General features: G+C 57.0%; 13 protein-coding genes. 12 read left to right on the forward strand and 1 reads right to left on the reverse strand.

The window, feature by feature from the left end; all coding sequences use genetic code 11:
• Window positions 1-815, reverse strand: an 815-nt coding sequence (gnd, locus tag M0974_RS17565; RefSeq protein WP_297839386.1) for a phosphogluconate dehydrogenase (NAD(+)-dependent, decarboxylating), incomplete at its 3' end; no start/stop codon positions are given.
• 317 nt (window positions 816-1,132) lie between these two features.
• Here gnd and M0974_RS17570 point away from each other — a divergent pair.
• The 12 genes from M0974_RS17570 to M0974_RS17625 form a co-directional block, all read left to right on the forward strand.
• The gene (locus tag M0974_RS17570; RefSeq protein WP_297839389.1) at window positions 1,133-1,312 is read left to right on the forward strand and encodes a DUF6026 family protein; all 180 of its coding nucleotides are present in this window, start codon (window positions 1,133-1,135) and stop codon (window positions 1,310-1,312) included.
• Between the two features lie 281 nt (window positions 1,313-1,593).
• The gene (locus M0974_RS17575; RefSeq protein WP_297839392.1) at window positions 1,594-3,336 is read left to right on the forward strand and encodes a phosphoethanolamine transferase CptA; all 1,743 of its coding nucleotides are present in this window, start codon (window positions 1,594-1,596) and stop codon (window positions 3,334-3,336) included.
• A gap of 624 nt (window positions 3,337-3,960) precedes the next feature.
• Window positions 3,961-5,550, forward strand: coding sequence for a glycogen synthase GlgA (glgA, locus tag M0974_RS17580; protein ID WP_297839395.1), 1,590 nt, complete (start codon window positions 3,961-3,963; stop codon window positions 5,548-5,550).
• Between the two features lie 14 nt (window positions 5,551-5,564).
• Window positions 5,565-7,379 carry a malto-oligosyltrehalose trehalohydrolase gene (treZ, locus tag M0974_RS17585; protein ID WP_297839398.1) on the forward strand — a complete coding sequence of 605 codons (1,815 nt, stop codon included), beginning with the start codon at window positions 5,565-5,567 and terminating at the stop codon, window positions 7,377-7,379.
• Window positions 7,369-9,447 (forward strand): 4-alpha-glucanotransferase, encoded by a 2,079-nt coding sequence (malQ, locus tag M0974_RS17590; protein WP_297839402.1) that lies wholly within the window; start codon window positions 7,369-7,371, stop codon window positions 9,445-9,447. Before treZ ends, malQ begins: the two co-directional genes overlap by 11 nt.
• A complete protein-coding gene (locus M0974_RS17595) occupies window positions 9,444-12,236 on the forward strand; it encodes a malto-oligosyltrehalose synthase (protein ID WP_297839405.1) in 2,793 nt (930 codons plus the stop codon). The genes malQ and M0974_RS17595 overlap by 4 nt, the downstream gene beginning before the upstream one ends.
• A gap of 17 nt (window positions 12,237-12,253) precedes the next feature.
• The gene (locus tag M0974_RS17600) at window positions 12,254-12,649 is read left to right on the forward strand and encodes a DUF2934 domain-containing protein (RefSeq protein WP_297839409.1); all 396 of its coding nucleotides are present in this window, start codon (window positions 12,254-12,256) and stop codon (window positions 12,647-12,649) included.
• 159 nt (window positions 12,650-12,808) lie between these two features.
• Window positions 12,809-15,010 carry a glycogen debranching protein GlgX gene (glgX, locus tag M0974_RS17605; RefSeq protein ID WP_297839412.1) on the forward strand — a complete coding sequence of 734 codons (2,202 nt, stop codon included), beginning with the start codon at window positions 12,809-12,811 and terminating at the stop codon, window positions 15,008-15,010.
• Window positions 15,007-16,083, forward strand: coding sequence for an acyl-CoA dehydrogenase family protein (locus tag M0974_RS17610; RefSeq protein ID WP_297839415.1), 1,077 nt, complete (start codon window positions 15,007-15,009; stop codon window positions 16,081-16,083). The genes glgX and M0974_RS17610 overlap by 4 nt, the downstream gene beginning before the upstream one ends.
• The gene (locus M0974_RS17615; protein ID WP_297839418.1) at window positions 16,080-16,838 is read left to right on the forward strand and encodes a PIG-L deacetylase family protein; all 759 of its coding nucleotides are present in this window, start codon (window positions 16,080-16,082) and stop codon (window positions 16,836-16,838) included. Before M0974_RS17610 ends, M0974_RS17615 begins: the two co-directional genes overlap by 4 nt.
• Window positions 16,835-17,434 (forward strand): SAM-dependent methyltransferase, encoded by a 600-nt coding sequence (locus tag M0974_RS17620; RefSeq protein WP_297839422.1) that lies wholly within the window; start codon window positions 16,835-16,837, stop codon window positions 17,432-17,434. Before M0974_RS17615 ends, M0974_RS17620 begins: the two co-directional genes overlap by 4 nt.
• Window positions 17,431-17,655: glycosyltransferase (locus M0974_RS17625; protein ID WP_297839425.1), on the forward strand; the 225-nt coding region annotated here is incomplete at its 3' end. The genes M0974_RS17620 and M0974_RS17625, both read left to right, overlap by 4 nt.

Consider the following 17,655-nt stretch of genomic DNA (forward strand, 5'->3'; position numbering starts at 1 on the left):
CCCTCGCCGGAATCATCGACGAAACCGGAATAGCCGTGCAATTGCGGGTCCTGCGCCAGCGCGAAAGCGGTCAGGTCAAGCAGCCAGGACGAGACGACGCTGCCGCGGCGCCAGACTTCAGCGATATCGGCGACGTTTAGATCGAAACGCTGCTCTGGCGGCAAGTTGTCCGAGTTTTTCATCTTGAGGATGTCAAAGCCCTCGGCAAACGCTTGCATCATTCCGTATTCGATACCGTTGTGAATCATCTTCACAAAATGTCCAGATCCGGCTGGACCCGCGTGAATGTAACCACGTTCTGCACGGTCATCGGCGGCGTTACGGTCTTTGGTCCGCTCTACCGAGCCGTAGCCGGGGGCCAAGGTGTTGAACAGCGGGTCGAGGCGCCGAACCACCTCGGCGTCACCGCCGATCATCATGCAGTAACCGCGTTCCAGGCCCCAAACGCCGCCCGAAGTACCCACGTCGACGTAATGCAACTGCTGCTGCTTCAGGGCTTCGGCTCGACGAATATCATCCTTATAGAAGCTGTTGCCGCCGTCGATGATCACATCGCCGGGCTCGAGCAGTTCGCTCAGGGTATTGATCGTGTCTTCAGTAGGAGCGCCCGCCGGAAGCATCACCCATACCGCGCGCGGCTTATCCAGCCCCGCAACCAGTGCAGCCAGGTCGACAACGGCAGTCGAGCCTTCTTTTGCAAGTGTGGCGCGGGAACTCTCGTCACGGTCATACACAACGGTGGTGTGGCCATCAAGCATCAACCGTCGTGCAATATTGCCGCCCATACGGCCCAAACCAATAATCCCGAGTTGCATGTGGGTGTGCTCCTGATACGAAGAAAGAGATGCCTCACCTTATAGCCCAGCAGTACATGAAGGTTAGTCCAGAGCGTTCGGACCCGGTTTTAGCAGAGGCAGGGGGCATGGGTGAGCCTGCCTGATTCAATACATTTTCGCGATCAAGAAACGTTCGCGACAATTAAAAATAAAAAAGTTCCATTTTTTAATAAAAGAAATCAAAATCGCGCCGATAGCTCAGTAGGCTAAACGAAAAGTCATGCTTCAACGAAGCCTGAAAGTCTCAAAACGCCAAACACTGGGTCGATATACGTTTTTTTTCTGCGAGGCAAGCAATGGTTACCCTACTGACAGCACTTCCGCCCCAAACTCTTTTCGTGAGTATTCGTCGTGATGAGTTGCGTCAACTCAAGGACGAAAATCTACAGCTGCAGCAAAAAATCGCTCATCTGACGCTGATGCTGCAAAGCTCCCTGCAACTTGACTCCGCAACCACGCTACGTCATATCAACTGACTTGTCTGGGCGGCTCGCTGGTCTTCTTCGAGCCCCCTTCTCACCGTATGGTTCGACACATCTTGCAGGCCATTGTGCGCCGATTCTGCTAATTCGGACCAGACACGCCAAGTAACGTTCCAATCATCTCCCCGTTCATCCCGTCACTCGATGCAATATTCTTCCCCCTCCTCAGCTATACTTTCCGCCTTTTTTCAGACGGCCCGATTCTCGGGTGCATCAGATAGTCGGCCGGCTTTATGCCACCGGTATTCTCGCGGGTTAACATGCTGGAGCGCTTGATGACGATTTTCAAACGGGGTAAGACGTCCCCGAAGGGTTTTGACTGGGCCGGTCTGTGCTGGCTGTTTGTGTTCTTTTGGTATTTTTCCGGCATTACTCAGCTCCTGATTCAGGTCACGGGTACTTCAGGCTTTGCCGGGTTCCGCCAAGCGTTCGTCATGAGCGCCCTCTGGCTGGTGCCGATGTTGCTGATCCCGTCTAAAACCCGAGTAATGGCAGCCGTTATCGGCGTCGTGCTGTGGTTATGTTCGCTGGCGAGCCTGGGTTACTTCTTCATCTACCAGCAAGAGTTCTCGCAAAGCGTCATCTTCATCATGTTCGAATCCAACGTGTCGGAAGCCGGGGAATACATCACCCAGTATTTTGCTTGGTGGATGATGCTGGCATTCCTGGCGCACACCGCCTTTGCGGTGTTCCTTTGGACCCGTTTGCGTCCGGTGCTAATGCCGCGCCGCAGAGTCTGGGTTGTGTCGCTGTTCATCTTGTTCATGCTTATCGTCCTGCCGTTCGGCAAGCAATTGGACCGACAAGGTAATATGGCTGCCGCCTTCGAAAGTTTTGAAACCCGCGTCGAGCCTGCAGTGCCATGGCAAATGCTGGTGGCCTACCACCGCTACGGTCAACAACTGAATAGCATGCAAGGCATGCTCAAAAGCAGCAGCGAGATTCCGCCGCTGACCAATCTGAAAGACCAACAGGCCAATCTACCGGCGACCATGGTGTTGGTGATTGGCGAATCGACCAACCGCCAACGCATGAGCCTTTACGGTTATCCGCGCGACACCACGCCTAATCTGGATAAGTTGAAAGACCAGTTGCAGGTGTTTGACAACGTCATCACCCCACGGCCTTACACCATCGAAGCGCTGCAACAAGTCTTGACCTTCGCCAACGAAGAAGACCCGGACCTTTACCTGAAGACGCCATCGATTGTCAGCGTCATGAAGCAGGCCGGGTACAAAACCTACTGGATCACTAACCAGCAGACGATGACCAAGCGCAATACCATGCTCACGACGTTCTCTGAACAAACCGACGAGCAGGTGTACCTCAATAACAACCGCAACCAAAATGCTCGCCAGTACGACGGGGATGTCATCGAACCGTTCAATAAGATCCTTGACGATCCGGCGCCGCGTAAATTCATCGTGGTCCACTTGTTGGGGACCCACATGAGCTACCAGTACCGCTACCCCGAAACGTTCGATAAATTCACCGACCGTACGGGCGTGCCTGCTGCACTCAGCGATGATCAGGTGCCGATCTACAACACCTACGACAACGCGGTGCTGTACAACGATTTCGTGGTGTCGAGCCTGATTAAAAGCTACGCCAAGTCTGATCCAAACGGTTTCTTGATGTACCTTTCCGACCACGGCGAAGACGTTTACGACGGGCCCAAATACAACGTGCTTGGGCGCAACGAAGCCAAGCCGACGATACCGATGTATACGATCCCCTTCATGCTGTATGCCTCGCCGAAGTGGCGCCAGACACACAACTGGGACTTTTCCAGTATCAAGAGCCGGCCGTTCAGCAGTTCTTCGCTGATTCATACCTGGGCGCAGTTGGCGGGCCTCAGCTTTGATCAACTGGACAGCACTAAGAGCCTGGTCAGCTTTGACTACAAAGAACGCCCGCGCTTGATTGGTGACCCCTACGCGCAAAAAGGCCTGACTGACTTCAGCCTGATGCGCGGCAATACCCCACCAGCCACTGTGGCGAAGGTAGCCCAACCGTAAGCCCCTCCAAGCCTCTCCAAGGCCTGCCAATCTGGCAGGCCTTTTTTATGCCCCCGCGCCTGTCCCCCCAAGCATAATCGGCCATCACATTTCATAGGCCTGAACCGCTTTGAAGCAGTCTTCACCGCTTGCACAAAAACCAACCAAATCCCCATAAGGGGATTACATCTGTGCACCGAGAAAAGGCATCAGCTTTGGCTACCAATGTTTTGTGGCTTTTTTTCAAGGCATTTTCTTGCTGGCCTGAAGACACCCCGATAGATTGTAGAACAATCCGACCAGTGGTTAAGAGCACCACCCAGCATGCCGCTCGCCCCATAAAGGCGCATTTCAGTGAAAAAATGCCTTGTATTATCACGTGATAAATAAGCCGTGTGCTCGCCGACCCCCACGCCAGACCGGTTTGTAAAAAAAAATAGAAACTTTTCGCCACGACGGTGGGTCATGATGAAAGAGAGCCTAAGCTATTGGCGTAACCCGAGTTCAGGCTCTGTCCCTTGTCCTGTTATCACGCATCCAGTAAATGGGTACTGTTCTTGCGTAGCGCTTGTGTGGACGGTCATAGGATATGACCCACAACAAATCCAAAGCTGCACCAAACACTGTATTTAATGGGAGAGAACGATGATAAGCGGCGCTGTCAAAACCCAGAAGGGAGAGAGTTTTAACCAGCCAGTTAGCGAGCTGACCCTACTGCCGGTCTTCGCATCGACTGACGCGCCAATGCTGCAACTGCCGACTTCACAGCCAACTTTTACTACTCTGACGAACAGAAGAAAGATCCTGTTCGTGACTTCGGAAATGGCTGATCTGGTGAAAACCGGAGGTCTAGGCGATGTGTCTGCTGCACTGCCACGAGCGATGCGCCACCTGCACGATGTCCGCGTGCTAATTCCTGGCTACCCACAGGTCCTCAATAGCGGAAATCCTATACACGTTATTAGCCAATTAAGCGGTTATGCCGGGCTGCCACCCTGCAAAATCGGTCGCATGGACATGAAAGACGGTCTGGTTATATACGTAGTGATTTGTCCTGAGCTGTATGAGCGCGAAGGCACTCCGTATGGCGACAAAAACGGCCGCGATTGGTCCGACAACCATATTCGCTTTGCCCGACTGGGTTTGGCGGCGGCTGACTTTGCCGCGGGCGCGGTCAAGACCCAGTGGAACCCTGAGCTGGTTCATGCCCACGATTGGCCCGCCGGATTGGCACCTGCCTACATGAAATGGCGCGGGCAGACTACGCCAAGTATTTTCACCATTCATAACCTTGCCTACCAAGGGACGGTGAGCACAGGCTGCAACCGTGAGCTGGGCATTCCCGACCAGGCTCTCGGTACCGATGGTATGGAGTTCTACGGCAAGCTTTCCTTTATCAAGGCTGGCATGGCCTACGCAAGCCACATCACCACGGTGAGCGCGACCTACGCGAAGGAAATAACCACCCCAGCCTTTGGCTGCGGGCTAGAAGGTTTCCTGCAAAGCAAAGCCGACCAAGGCCTGCTCAGTGGTATTCCAAACGGCATCGACGCCAGTTGGGATGCCGCTACTGACGAACACCTGATTTGCCGCTTCGAGCCTAACGAATGGCAGCGCAAGGAAATCAACGCCGACTACGTGCGTGAGCTGTTTGAACTTGAGCCGTCCCAAGGTCCTTTGTTCGCGGTGGTCTCGCGGCTGGTCTTTCAAAAAGGCCTGGACCTGACCATCGGCGTCGCTGAACACATTGTTAATCTCGGCGGTCAGATCGCAATCATTGGTCGTGGCGAGCCTGAGGAAGAGGATTCGATGCGTGAGTTGGCATTGCGCTTCCCCGGTCAAGTCAGCGTTCGTGTCGGCTTTAACGAGACAGACGCTCGGCGGATGTTTGCCGGCAGCGACTTCTTGCTGATGCCGTCGCGCTATGAACCCTGCGGGTTGAGCCAGATGTACGCCCAACGTTTCGGTTCATTACCCGTCGCACGCAACACTGGCGGCCTGGCTGACACCATTGAAGACGGCGTCACCGGCTTCTTGTTTGAAGACGCCACTATAGAAAGCTATGCCGAAGCGCTCACACGGGCGATCAAGGTGTTTGCCAATGCTGAGCTGCTTAATGCCATGCGCTGCCGTGCAATGGCGGCACCTTTCAACTGGGCTAAAGCGGTTGAACCATATGCTGAGCTTTATCAAGAACTACTGAAAAAGAACGTGGGTGCCATTGCCCATCTCTAGAAGGGGTTGAACGGATGCCTTTGCGCACGGATGAAAACTGGCGCCACGGCGCCGTATTGTTAGATTCAGATCGCACCCGATTTACTCTCTGGGCACCGGATGCTCACCACGTAAGTGTTGAGTTTGAAGACCTGACTTCTGTGGCGATGCTGCCACAGGATGACGGCTGGTTTGTACTGGAAACCCGCTGCTCAGCGGGCACTCACTACCGCTTTAGCATTGACGGTGAGCTTAAGGTGCCTGACCCGGCCTCACGGGCGCAGGCAGACGGTGTGCATTCGGCTAGCGTGGTGGTCGACTCGTCGGCCTATCGCTGGCAACACACGGCCTGGACTGGAAGGCCTTGGCATGAGGCGGTCATTTACGAACTGCATGTCGGGGTACTCGGCGGCTACACCGAGGTTGAAAAGCACCTGCAGCGCCTCGCCGAACTCGGCATTACTGCGATCGAGCTAATGCCTCTGGCGCAATTTCCGGGTGATCGTAATTGGGGTTACGACGGCGTCCTGCCGTATGCACCGCAATCATCTTACGGAACGCCGGATCAGCTCAAACACCTGATTGATACGGCTCACGGACACGGCCTGATGGTGATCCTTGACGTGGTTTACAACCACTTCGGCCCCGACGGAAATTACTTGGGCAATTACGCCAAGGGCTTCTTCCGTGACGATATAAAAACTCCATGGGGTTCCTCCATTGATTTTCGCCGTCGTCAGGTGCGCGACTTTTTCGTTGATAACGCTCTGATGTGGTTGTTGGATTATCGCATCGACGGCCTGCGCCTGGATGCCGTACACGCGATCAACGACCCTACCTTCCTCAAGGAATTTGCTCAGCGCGTTCGGCAGCACATCGAGGCGCCGAGACAGGTATGGCTGAACCTGGAGAACGAACACAACGAGGCCAGTTTGTTAGCCGAGGGCTTTGATGCCCAATGGAACGACGACGGGCACAACGCCCTGCACGTGCTGTTGACCGGCGAAAGCGAAGCCTATTACGCCGACTTCGCTAATGAACCCACACAAAAATTGGCGAAGTGCTTGAGTGAAGGCTTCGTTTACCAAGGTGAGCGCAACCGCCACGGCCATAATCGCGGCGAGTCCAGCGGGCATTTGCCACCCAGTGCGTTTGTGTTGTTTTTGCAGAACCACGACCAGATCGGCAATCGCGCTTGCGGCGAACGACTGCCGCTATTGACCCCGGCACCCGCGTTGCGCGCCGCCACCGCGTTGTTGCTGCTGTCGCCCATGATTCCGCTGATGTTCATGGGTGACGAGTGGGCCGCCAGCGAGCCATTTCTGTTTTTCACCAGCCACCACGGCGAGTTGGCTGATGCAGTACGCGAAGGACGACGCGCCGAATTTGCCGATTTTCCAGCATTTTCCGACGAAGAAAAACGCAAACAAATTCCCGACCCTAACGCTCTCGGCACCTTCGAAGCGTCGCGTCCGGCATTTGATGTGGTGTTTCTGGAAACCGATAAAGGCACCGACCACCAACAGTGGCTGGCGCTGTACACACAATTGTTGGCGCTTCGGCACCAGTACATCGTGCCGCGTCTGGTTGGTACGCAATCATTAGAAACAACTGTGCTGGCTCATGGCGCGGTCATTGCCCGCTGGCGTATGGGAGATGGCCAGATACTGCGCATTGACCTCAACGTGAGCGAGCATTCCGTCAAGCTCAATGCATACAAATACGGCACTGTTCTTTTCGAGACACTGCCAAATGCCGCAGAACTTTCTCGACACGGCACCCTCAATCCCTACACGGCAGTTGTCAGCCTGACAGAAACCGATGTTTTGGAGGAACAGGATGAGCAATGAGCTACTCCAGAGATTGGCTACCCGCGCCGGTCTAGCAGTCGATTGGGTTGATGCGAACGGACGACCACAAACCGTTAGCCCGCAAGTATTGTGCAAAGTGCTCGACGGCCTGGGCTACCCTGCCGACAGTGCAGAAGATATCGAAACCAGCCTGCAACGCTTGCTCGAAGCAGATAAGCAACACACCGCGCCGCCGCTGCTGACCGTCGATCACGGTCATACCCTTGACCTGTCCGCTTGGTTCGCGCCCAACACACCCTTTGAACTGGTGCTTGAGGACGGTGGCAGGTTCAACGGGATACTCACCGATACCGCACAGCTACCCGCACAGTCCGCAGTGGGTTACCAGCAGTTGATTATCGACAGCCAGCACGTGACCTTGGCCGTGGCCCCGAAAAGCTGCTACAGCATTGCCATGGCCACTGAAACAGCGACGCCACGCGTTTGGGGCCTGACCGTGCAGTTGTACGCATTGCGCCGCTTGGGCGACGGTGGCTTCGGCGATACCCAGGCACTGGAGGATTTTGTTCGCTCTGCCGGTGAGCGCGGCGCCGATGCCGTGGCCATCAGCCCGATGCATGCAATGTTTGCCAGCGACACTCATCGTTACAGCCCCTACTCCCCTTCCAGTCGGCTGTTCCTTAATGGCCTATACGCCTCGCCCGGCAGTGTTCTCGGGGAGCGCGATTTGCGCATGGCAATTGAGCGCACCGGGTTAGCTGAGGAGTTCGAGCGTCTTGAGGCGCTCCACCTCATTGATTGGCCCGCTGCAGCGGCCGCCAAGTGGACGTTGTTACATGCACTGTTTGAGGGATTTAGTAACGGCAGCCATCCACTCAACGAAGACTTCGCCAGCTTTTGTGATGCCGGCGGCGAAGCACTGGAAAATCATTGCCGCTTTGAAGCGCTGCAAGCGCAATGCAGTACCCGTGGAATGAGCCAGAATTGGCGCGAATGGCCAGAGGAATTCAAAAATCCTCAAGGCCCGGCCATTGCCGAATTCGCCTCGCAGCACCGGGAACAGATTCGCTTCCACGCGTTTGCCCAATGGCTGATCGCACGTGGGCTTGAGCGCGCGCAAGTGGCGGCACGCAGCAGCGGCATGCGCGTGGGTCTGATTGCAGACCTGGCCGTCGGTGCAGACGGTGCGGGCAGCCAGGCCTGGAGTCGGCAAGACGAGCTTCTGGCCTCGCTGACGGTGGGTGCACCGCCCGACATTCTCAACCGCTCCGGGCAAAGCTGGGGCATTTCCGCGTTCTCACCAAACGGCCTGAAACGCAATGGTTTCCGGGCATTCATCGAGATGCTAAGGGCCAACTTCGCCCACGCCGGTGGCTTGCGTATTGACCATATCATGGGCTTGCAACGCTTGTGGGTGGTGCCTGTCGGCTCGCCACCGCGTGAAGGCGCATACCTGAACTATCCACTGGACGACATGCTTCGCTTGCTCGCCCTGGAGTCCTGGCGCTACAAAGCCGTGGTGCTGGGTGAAGACCTCGGCACGGTGCCTGAAGGCATGCACGACAAGCTGTCCGCTCGGGCCATTCTCGGCATGCGCGTGTTGTTGTTCGAACAGGACAACGCCCATTTCAAACCCATTTTGAAATGGTCGGACGAAGCCTTGGCGACCACCAGCACCCATGACCTGCCAACCCTCACCGGTTGGTGGAATGAACTGGACATCGAGTGGAGCCGTGTGTTGGGTCTGATCGATGAGCAAGCCGAGCATCAGGCACGTGATAACCGCCAAAGGGAACGTGAGGGTTTGCGTCACGCCTTGAGTCAGGACCACGCGAACTTCCGCAACCAGCTTAGCGAGTGCGAGCAAGTTATCGACGCCAGCGTTCGCTACCTCGGCCATACCCGTGCACCGCTGGTGCTGCTGCCCATGGAAGATGCATTGGGCGTCGAACAACAAGCAAACCTGCCGGGCACCATAGACAGTCACCCCAACTGGCGTCGGCGTTTTCAGGGCGAAAGCGCCACTCTACTCGATGATGAAACTGCCGCTCGCCGTCTGGAACTGTTGTCACAATCACGCCTGCAAGCCGCGGAGCGTGACCAATGACCGAGCCCATCAAGCCACTACAACCGCTGCGCGCCACCCAACGCCTGCAATTTCATAAAGATTTTACCCTCGACGACGCGGTGCCATTGGTGCCCTATTTCGCGAGCATGGGCATCAGCCACGTTTACGCGTCACCGCTGCTCAAAGCCCGCGCAGGCTCTATGCACGGTTATGACGTGGTCGATCCGCGAGTCATCAATCCCGAGCTTGGTGGTGAACCCGCATTGCGCCGCTTGGTCAGCGCCTTGCGCGAACACGGCATGGGCTTGATCCTCGACATCGTCTCCAACCACATGGCGGTTGGCGGTTCCGATAACCCTTGGTGGCTGGATCTTCTGGAATGGGGTCGTAACAGCCCATATGCCGATTTCTTCGACATCCAATGGCACTCACCCGACCCGCTGCTGGAAGGTCAATTGCTGCTGCCCTTCCTTAGCAGCGATTACGGTACGGTGCTGCAAGCCGGCGAGATTCCATTGCGTTTCGACGCGCCGTTGGGCTCGTTTTACATTGAGCATTACCAGCACCGCTTCCCGATTAACCCAGGCACTTACGGCCCGTTGCTGGAAGCCGCGCAATCTGCCGAGCTCAGTGAACTGGCTCAGCGCTTTGCAGCGCTCGATCATTACCCCCAGGCCTACGAACGTGCCCGCCAAGCCCGCGCCGAACTGGCCGAGCTGGCACAGCAACCTGAAATCAAGCAGGCCATTGAGCGTGGGCTGAAGCACTTTGACTCCAGTGAGACTCAAGGCTTTGAGCGTTTGCACCAATTACTCGAACGTCAGCACTACCGTTTAGCCAGTTGGCGCACAGCGGGCGATGACATTAATTGGCGGCGCTTTTTCGACATCAACGAACTGGGCGGCCTGCGCGTCGAGCGACCGAATGTCTTCGAGGCGACCCACGGCAAAATCTTCGAAATGATCAGCGAGGGCCTTGTAGACGGGCTGCGCATCGATCATATCGATGGCCTCGCTGACCCGCGCGGCTACTGCCGTAAATTGCGGCGGCGGGTTGAAGGCCTGCTCTCAAGTCGCCCCGTTGCGGCGCAACTGAGCCATGTGCCGATCTTTGTCGAGAAAATCCTCGGCCCTGACGAACAACTGCCGCTGGACTGGGGCGTGGATGGCACCACCGGTTATGAGTTCATGAACCAGGTATCGTTGCTGCAGCATGACCCCAGCGGTGAAGCGCCCCTTGGCGAGTTATGGAGCCGGATCAGCGAGCGAACGGCCGACTTCAATCAAGAAGTGCTGGAGGCCCGCGACCTGGTGCTACATGGGACGTTGGCCGGTGATTTTGAAAGCGTTGCGCAAGCGCTGCTGCAGGTTGCCCGCAGCGATGTGATGAGCCGCGATCTGACCTTCGGCGCCATTCGCCGCGCGCTGTTGGCACTGGTGGTCAACTTCCCGATCTACCGCACCTATATCAGCGGGTGCGGCCGCTCAGCTGAAGACGAGCGGTTCTTCCAGCAAGCCCTGGAGGGTGCACGACTCAGCCTTGGCGAAGCCGATTGGCCGGTGCTGGATTACCTGCAACGGTGGCTCGGTGGTCAACCGTGGCGTGAGTTGCCATTGGGTCGGTTGCGCAAACTTCACCGCAATGCCTGCGTACGTTTTCAGCAACTGACCTCCCCAGTGGCCGCAAAATCGGTTGAGGACACGTCGTTCTACCGGTCAGCGGTGCTGCTGTCACGCAACGACGTTGGCTTCCATCCTCAGCATTTCAGTGCCCCGATCGACAGTTTTCATGACGCCTGTCAGCGCCGCGTCGAGTTTTTCCCGGACAATCTGTTGGCCACAGCGACCCATGATCATAAACGCGGGGAAGACAGCCGGACCCGGCTCGCCGTGTTAAGTGAGTGCGCCGGCTGGTACGCCGAACAAGTCGAACATTGGCGGCAGTTGTCGCTGCCGCTAAAAATTGCTGATATCAACATCAGTGCCGGTGACGAACTGATGCTCTATCAAGCATTGCTCGGCAGTTGGCCGCTGAAGATGGAAGGCGAAGCGGCCTTTGAAGCGTACGCTGAGCGCTTGGTTAAATGGCAAGAGAAGGCGCTGCGAGAGGCCAAATTGCAAAGCAGTTGGAGCGCGCCGAACGAACCCTATGAAAGCGCGTGTCGAGAGTTCCTCAACCGCCTGCTGTTAGCACCAGAGGGACTAGCCCTGCGTCAGTCAGTGGGCGCCACCGCTAACCGCATTGCCACCGCCGGAGCAGTCAACAGCTTGACTCAGACCCTGATGAGGATCACCGCGCCCGGCGTGCCGGATTTGTACCAAGGTACCGAATTTTGGGATTTTAGCCTGGTCGATCCAGACAATCGTCGACCCGTGGATTATCCCGCGCGTGTTGAAGCCTTGAGGCAATCGCTGAGCCCGCAAGTGTTAATTGAGAACTGGCACGACGGGCGTATCAAACAGGCGTTGATTCACCGAGTTTTGAATCTACGGTCAGAGCATGCTCATGTGTTCAGCCGCGGGCGTTATATTCCGTTGCAGGTACTCGGCGCACAGGCCGAGCACGTCGTCGCGTTCGCACGGGAGAGTAAGGGGCAGTATGTTGTTGTCATTGCACCGCGTTTAATCAATGAACTATTGGGCACCGCGCAAACTCCATTAATCAATGCAGATAGTTGGGGTGACACACGGGTGGTAGTACCGTTCGCCGAGACAGGTCATCGCTGGAAGGGACTTTTTTCCGAGGTGGCAGTCTCAACTGACAAAGAGGTACTGCTCAGCGCAGCCCTCGATCAATTTTCTGTAAACCTGATTATTCAAACTGTGTAACACCTGGGAGTGCCGAGATGAGTGCCGACGAAAAACGTGTTCGGGATTTTGCGTACCAAATCTGGGAGTCAGAAGGGCAACCTGAAGGACAGGAAGAACGTCATTGGGAAATGGCGCGCAAACTGGCTGAAGCGGAAGCCTTGGCGCCCGACAAGAAAGAGGTGCGCAAAACCGCTAAACCTAAGCTGCCTAAAGTCGACGGCGCAGGAGACGCGAAGCCTGTGGCTTCGAAAGCTGCGGCTAAACCTGCCGTAAAACCGGCGGCTAAACCTGCAGCCAAACCACCCGCTGCCAAAGCTGCTGCAAAGCCGGCCGCCAAAGCTGCGCCGACTCCAGTATCAGCCCCGGTGGCCGCACCGGTAACGCCTTCGGCGAAAAAAGCCCGCGCACCGCGTAAGCCATCAGCGACCTGACCTTCAGTCACCAGGAAGTGCACTACCGCAGGGGTCGGCCCACCCCGATTGTCACCTGCGGTAGGTCTAATTGAAGGAGTTATCCCACTCCGCGGCCTCTGCAGCCACGGTAACGATCCCGGCCGCTTTCCAAAAAGCTACAGACCACAGGGAATGTTTATGAGTACACAACAAACCACTGCAAAAGCTGCAAAAGAGTCCGACGACAAAGCTACCCAGGCCAAAGCAGAAGTAGAGCAAGTCACATCGAGGATCCGCGAAGGGCTGCCCTTCCCGCTCGGCGCAAATTGGGATGGCCTCGGCGTTAACTTTGCTCTGTTCTCGGCCAACGCCACTAAAGTTGAATTGTGCCTGTTTGACTCAACCGGCGAAGTGGAACTCGAACGCATCGAGCTGCCTGAATATACCGACGAAATTTTCCATGGTTACTTGCCTGACGCTCACCCTGGGCTGATCTATGGTTATCGGGTGTATGGCCCTTATGATCCGCAAAACGGCCATCGCTTTAACCACAACAAACTGCTGATCGACCCGTACGCAAAACAACTGGTCGGCGAGTTGAAGTGGTCTGAAGCGCTGTTCGGTTACACCATTGGTCACGAAGACGGCGACATGAGCTTCGATGAGCGCGACAGCGCGCCTTTCGTGCCAAAAAGCAAAGTCATCGACCCCGCTTATACGTGGGGCCGTGATCAACGCGTCAACGTGCCGTGGGACAAAACAATTATCTACGAGACCCATGTCCGCGGTTTCACCATGCGCCACCCAGCGGTCCCCGAAGAATTGCGCGGGACGTTTGCAGGCATGAGAAACGACGAGGTCATCGAGCATATCCGCTCGCTCGGCGTAACCTCCGTGGAATTGATGCCCATCCATGCGTTCGTCAACGACCAGCACCTGTTGCAAAAGGGCATGACCAACTATTGGGGCTATAACAGCATCGCCTTTTTTGCACCGGATCCGCGTTACCTCGCTCACGGCAAAATCGCCGAGTTCAAGGAGATGATTGCGCACCTGCATGATGCCGGATTGGAAGCGATCCTTGATGTGGTCTACAACCATACGGCTGAAGGCAACGAGCTGGGCCCTACCCTGTCAATGCGCGGTATCGACAACGCCTCCTACTACCGCCTGATGCCCGATGACAAACGCTTTTACATCAACGATTCCGGCACTGGCAACACATTGGATTTGAGTCACCCGTGCGTTCTGCAGATGGTCACCGACTCCCTGCGCTATTGGGCCACCGAGATGCATGTCGACGGTTTTCGCTTCGACTTGGCAACCATTCTCGGTCGTTACCATGACGGCTTCGATGAACGCCATAGCTTCCTCGTAGCTTGCCGCCAAGACCCAGTATTGCGCCAGGTAAAAATGATCGCCGAGCCGTGGGACTGCGGTCCCGGTGGCTATCAGGTGGGTGGGTTCCCACCGGGCTGGATGGAGTGGAACGACAAATTCCGCGACACCGTGCGCGCGTTCTGGAAAGGCGATGAAGGCCAGCTGTCCGACTTCGCCGCACGCATGACCGCCTCCGGGCAGATGTTTAATCAGCGCGGCCGCAGCACCTTCGCCTCGGTCAACTTCATCACCGCGCACGACGGCTTCACCCTGCATGACTTGGTGTCTTATAACGACAAGCACAACGAGGACAACGACGAAAACAACCAGGATGGCAGCAACAACAACCTGTCTTGGAACCACGGTGTTGAAGGTCCTACCGACGATCCGGAAATCAACGCACTTCGGTTACGCCAAATGCGTAACTTCTTTGCCACGTTATTGTTCGCTCAGGGCACGCCAATGATGGTTGCTGGCGACGAGTTCGCCCGCACTCAGCACGGCAATAACAACGCGTATTGCCAGGCCAGTGAGATCGGCTGGGTCAGCTGGGACTGGGACGAAGATGGCAAATCGTTGCTGAAATTTGTTCGGCGTCTGATCAAGTTGCGTCAAAGCTATCCTATTCTGCGCCGCGGGCGGTTTCTGGTTGGCGACTACAACGAAGAAATCGGCGTCAAGGACGTTACCTGGCTCGCACCAGACGGCAACGAGATGACCAACGAGCAATGGGAAGACGGCAATGGTCGTTGCCTTGGCATGCTCATGGACGGCCGCGCGCAAGTCACCGGCATCCGCCGCGCCGGCGCGGATGCGACGTTGATGTTGGTGGTTAACTCCCACCATGAAGTGGTCAATTTCAAGCTGCCAGAAGTGCCTGAGGGTTTCTACTGGACGTGTTTGGTCGATACCAACCAACCGGAAATTCGCGGCAAAGAGCACCTGCCGTTCGGGACTGAGTACGCGGTGACAGCTCGCTCGCTGCTGTTGTTTGAACTGCACCACGAAGAGCAAGCATGACGCAGGCGCTTAGTGAGTTTCTCAGCTGGCGCAAGCACGGTTACGCCGATGCCAAAGCGCTGGGTGATTGCTTGCGGGCGCTGGTGAACGAAGGCCTCGATCAACTGCCATTGCCCGCCAGAGGCCAGACGCTTGAGCGCTGGAGGGGGCTGGCCTGCGTTGCGGGTCACGATCTGGGATTGTGCAAGCTGTACGAAGGCCATACCGATGCTCTGGCGGTGATGGCCGAGCTTGAGGCGCGCCACGTCCCCCCAGGCAGCACGTGGGGGATGTGGGCAGCCGAACCGCCGCAAGCGCGGCTCTCAATGACCGACAGCACCCCTGCCGATCATTGGTACGGGAACCTTGATGTCCGGCTTGATGGGCGCAAGGCCTGGTGTTCCGGCGCAGCAGTATTGAGTCACGCATTGATAACGGCTTGGGATGACCAGAATCAGCAACAGCTGGTGGCCGTTGAGCTGAATCAACCGGGTATCAAAGTGACCGCCGATGGCTGGCGTGCCGTGGGCATGGGCGCGACCGGCAGTGTTGAGGTCCAGTTTGACCAGGCCCAAGGCTATCGGATCGGGACGCCAGGGCAGTACCTGTCACGGGCCGGCTTCTGGCACGGTGGCATCGGTATCGCCGCCTGTTGGTATGGCGCAGCCAGTGCACTGGCGCACACCCTGCTGTTGCACGGGCACAAACACGCGGAGCCGCATTCGCTTGCCCACCTCGGTGCTGTGGATACAGCGCTGCATAGCGCTGCCAGTGTGTTACGCAGCAGTGCGCAATGCCTTGACGATAAACCGACTGCGGATGCTGAACGGCTGGCGCGGCGCAGCCGAGCGGTGATCGAAGCGGCTGCCGCAGACATTATTCTGCACGTTGGCAGAGCGGTGGGTGCCGGGCCCTATTGCAAGGACGCGCACTTCTCCCGATTGATCGCCGACTTGCCGGTATTTTTGCGACAAAGTCATGCCGAGCGCGACCTTGCTGCGCTAGGGTTATTAGTAAGCCGTTCTTTAACCGATGACTCCCCGAACAATGAGCCATCCGTTGGCCGTCAGCCGACAAGGATGTGGGTCCTATGAGCGAAAATTTGATTGTAGGTGAAGGCACCTCGCTGGAGGCGTGGAACCAATCCAGAAGTTTGGCGCAACTCCCGGTTATTAGCGCCGAAATACTGGTCCCGGTTGGCTCGCGTGCGGTCATTATCGCGCCCCACCCCGATGATGAATTGCTGGGCTTTGGCGGTTTGATGCGGCAGTTATTGCAGCTGGGCCGAGCCATGCAACTGATTTCAGTAACCGATGGCGGTGCCAGTCACCCCGGCTCGAGTGCTTGGCCTACGGAACGTCTGGCGGTTGTGCGCCCCTTGGAATCTGCCCAAGCGCTACGGCGCTTAGACCTGCCTTTGGACCGCATGGAATGGCTGCGTGGCGGCTTCAGCGACAGCGCGGTCGCCAGCCAGGAGCAGGCGCTGAGCCGGTTCATCGAACACAACCTGCGCCCAACCGATGTGGTGTTTGTAACGTGGGAGCTTGATGGTCACAGTGACCATGAAGCCACCGGGCGCGCTGCCCTGCTCGCGGCACAAAACGTTGGCGCGCAGTGTTATCAGGTTCCCATATGGGCGTGGCATTGGGCACAGCCAGAGGATGAATTGATCCCATGGAAACGGGCTCGCAAGATCCTGCTGGACCCAACCACCGTCGCGCGCAAACGCCATGCAGCCGACGCGTTTGACAGTCAGTTACAGGGCGATCCGGAAATCGGCCTTTCCCCCGTACTGACAGCCGTCGTGCTTGAACGCCTGCTACAACCCTTTGAAGTGGTGTTCCTGTGAGCGTCGCCAACAGTTACTTCGAGCAACTGTTTGAGGGCAGCGATGACCCGTGGGCGTTTAAACAACGATGGTACGAGCAACGAAAACGCGCCCTGACCCTGGCCGCCTTGCCTCGCAGAAGTTACGCCGCCATCTTCGAACCCGGCTGTGCCAACGGTGAACTCAGCGCAGCATTGGCAACTCGCTGCGAGCGCTTTCTCTGCTGTGACACGTCCTCGACTGCCGCCGGCCTGGCCAGACAGCGATTGAAGGAGTTTGAGCACGCTCAGGTGATTGAGGCGCGGTTGCCGGCAGAGTGGCCCGAAGGCACCTTTGATTTAATCGTCTTCAGTGAGCTGGGGTACTACCTCGACCCGCTTGACCTGGACCAATGGATTGATCGCGCCCTCGCCTCTCTGGCACCCGATGGACAACTGCTGGCCTGTCACTGGCGCCAGCCAATCGAAGGCTGCCCGCAAACTGCCGATCAGGTTCATCAGCGATTACAAACGCGCCTGCGGATGCCTCGTCTTTTTGCCCATCGGGAAGAGGACTTCCTGCTGGATTTGTGGAGCCGCGACCCAATGTCGGTTGCCGAGAAGGAAGGTTTGCGATGATCGGAATCCTGATCCCTGTACACAACGAAGAGCAGTTACTGGGGCGGTGTTTGCAGACGGTGCTGGTCGCCAGTCAACACACCGCGTTGAAGGGCGAAGCAGTGTCGGTGCTGGCCGTTTTGGACAGCTGCACCGACGGCTCAGCGGTGATTGCAGAGCATCTCGGGGTATCTACCCTTGAACTGACGGTGCGCAACGTTGGGTTAGCCCGAGCGGCCGGC

The sequence above is a fragment of the Pseudomonas sp. genome (assembly GCF_026224925.1).
Lineage (GTDB): Bacteria > Pseudomonadota > Gammaproteobacteria > Pseudomonadales > Pseudomonadaceae > Aquipseudomonas.

Bases quoted from the DNA above. Each gene is read 5' to 3' on its own strand.
- M0974_RS17570 (WP_297839389.1), top strand. From the start codon at position 1,133: ATGGTTACCCTACTGACAGCACTTCCGCCCCAAACTCTTTTCGTGAGT.
- M0974_RS17575 (WP_297839392.1), top strand. From the start codon at position 1,594: ATGACGATTTTCAAACGGGGTAAGACGTCCCCGAAGGGTTTTGACTGG.
- glgA (WP_297839395.1), top strand. From the start codon at position 3,961: ATGATAAGCGGCGCTGTCAAAACCCAGAAGGGAGAGAGTTTTAACCAG.
- treZ (WP_297839398.1), top strand. From the start codon at position 5,565: ATGCCTTTGCGCACGGATGAAAACTGGCGCCACGGCGCCGTATTGTTA.
- malQ (WP_297839402.1), top strand. From the start codon at position 7,369: ATGAGCAATGAGCTACTCCAGAGATTGGCTACCCGCGCCGGTCTAGCA.
- M0974_RS17595 (WP_297839405.1), top strand. From the start codon at position 9,444: ATGACCGAGCCCATCAAGCCACTACAACCGCTGCGCGCCACCCAACGC.
- M0974_RS17600 (WP_297839409.1), top strand. From the start codon at position 12,254: ATGAGTGCCGACGAAAAACGTGTTCGGGATTTTGCGTACCAAATCTGG.
- glgX (WP_297839412.1), top strand. From the start codon at position 12,809: ATGAGTACACAACAAACCACTGCAAAAGCTGCAAAAGAGTCCGACGAC.
- M0974_RS17610 (WP_297839415.1), top strand. From the start codon at position 15,007: ATGACGCAGGCGCTTAGTGAGTTTCTCAGCTGGCGCAAGCACGGTTAC.
- M0974_RS17615 (WP_297839418.1), top strand. From the start codon at position 16,080: ATGAGCGAAAATTTGATTGTAGGTGAAGGCACCTCGCTGGAGGCGTGG.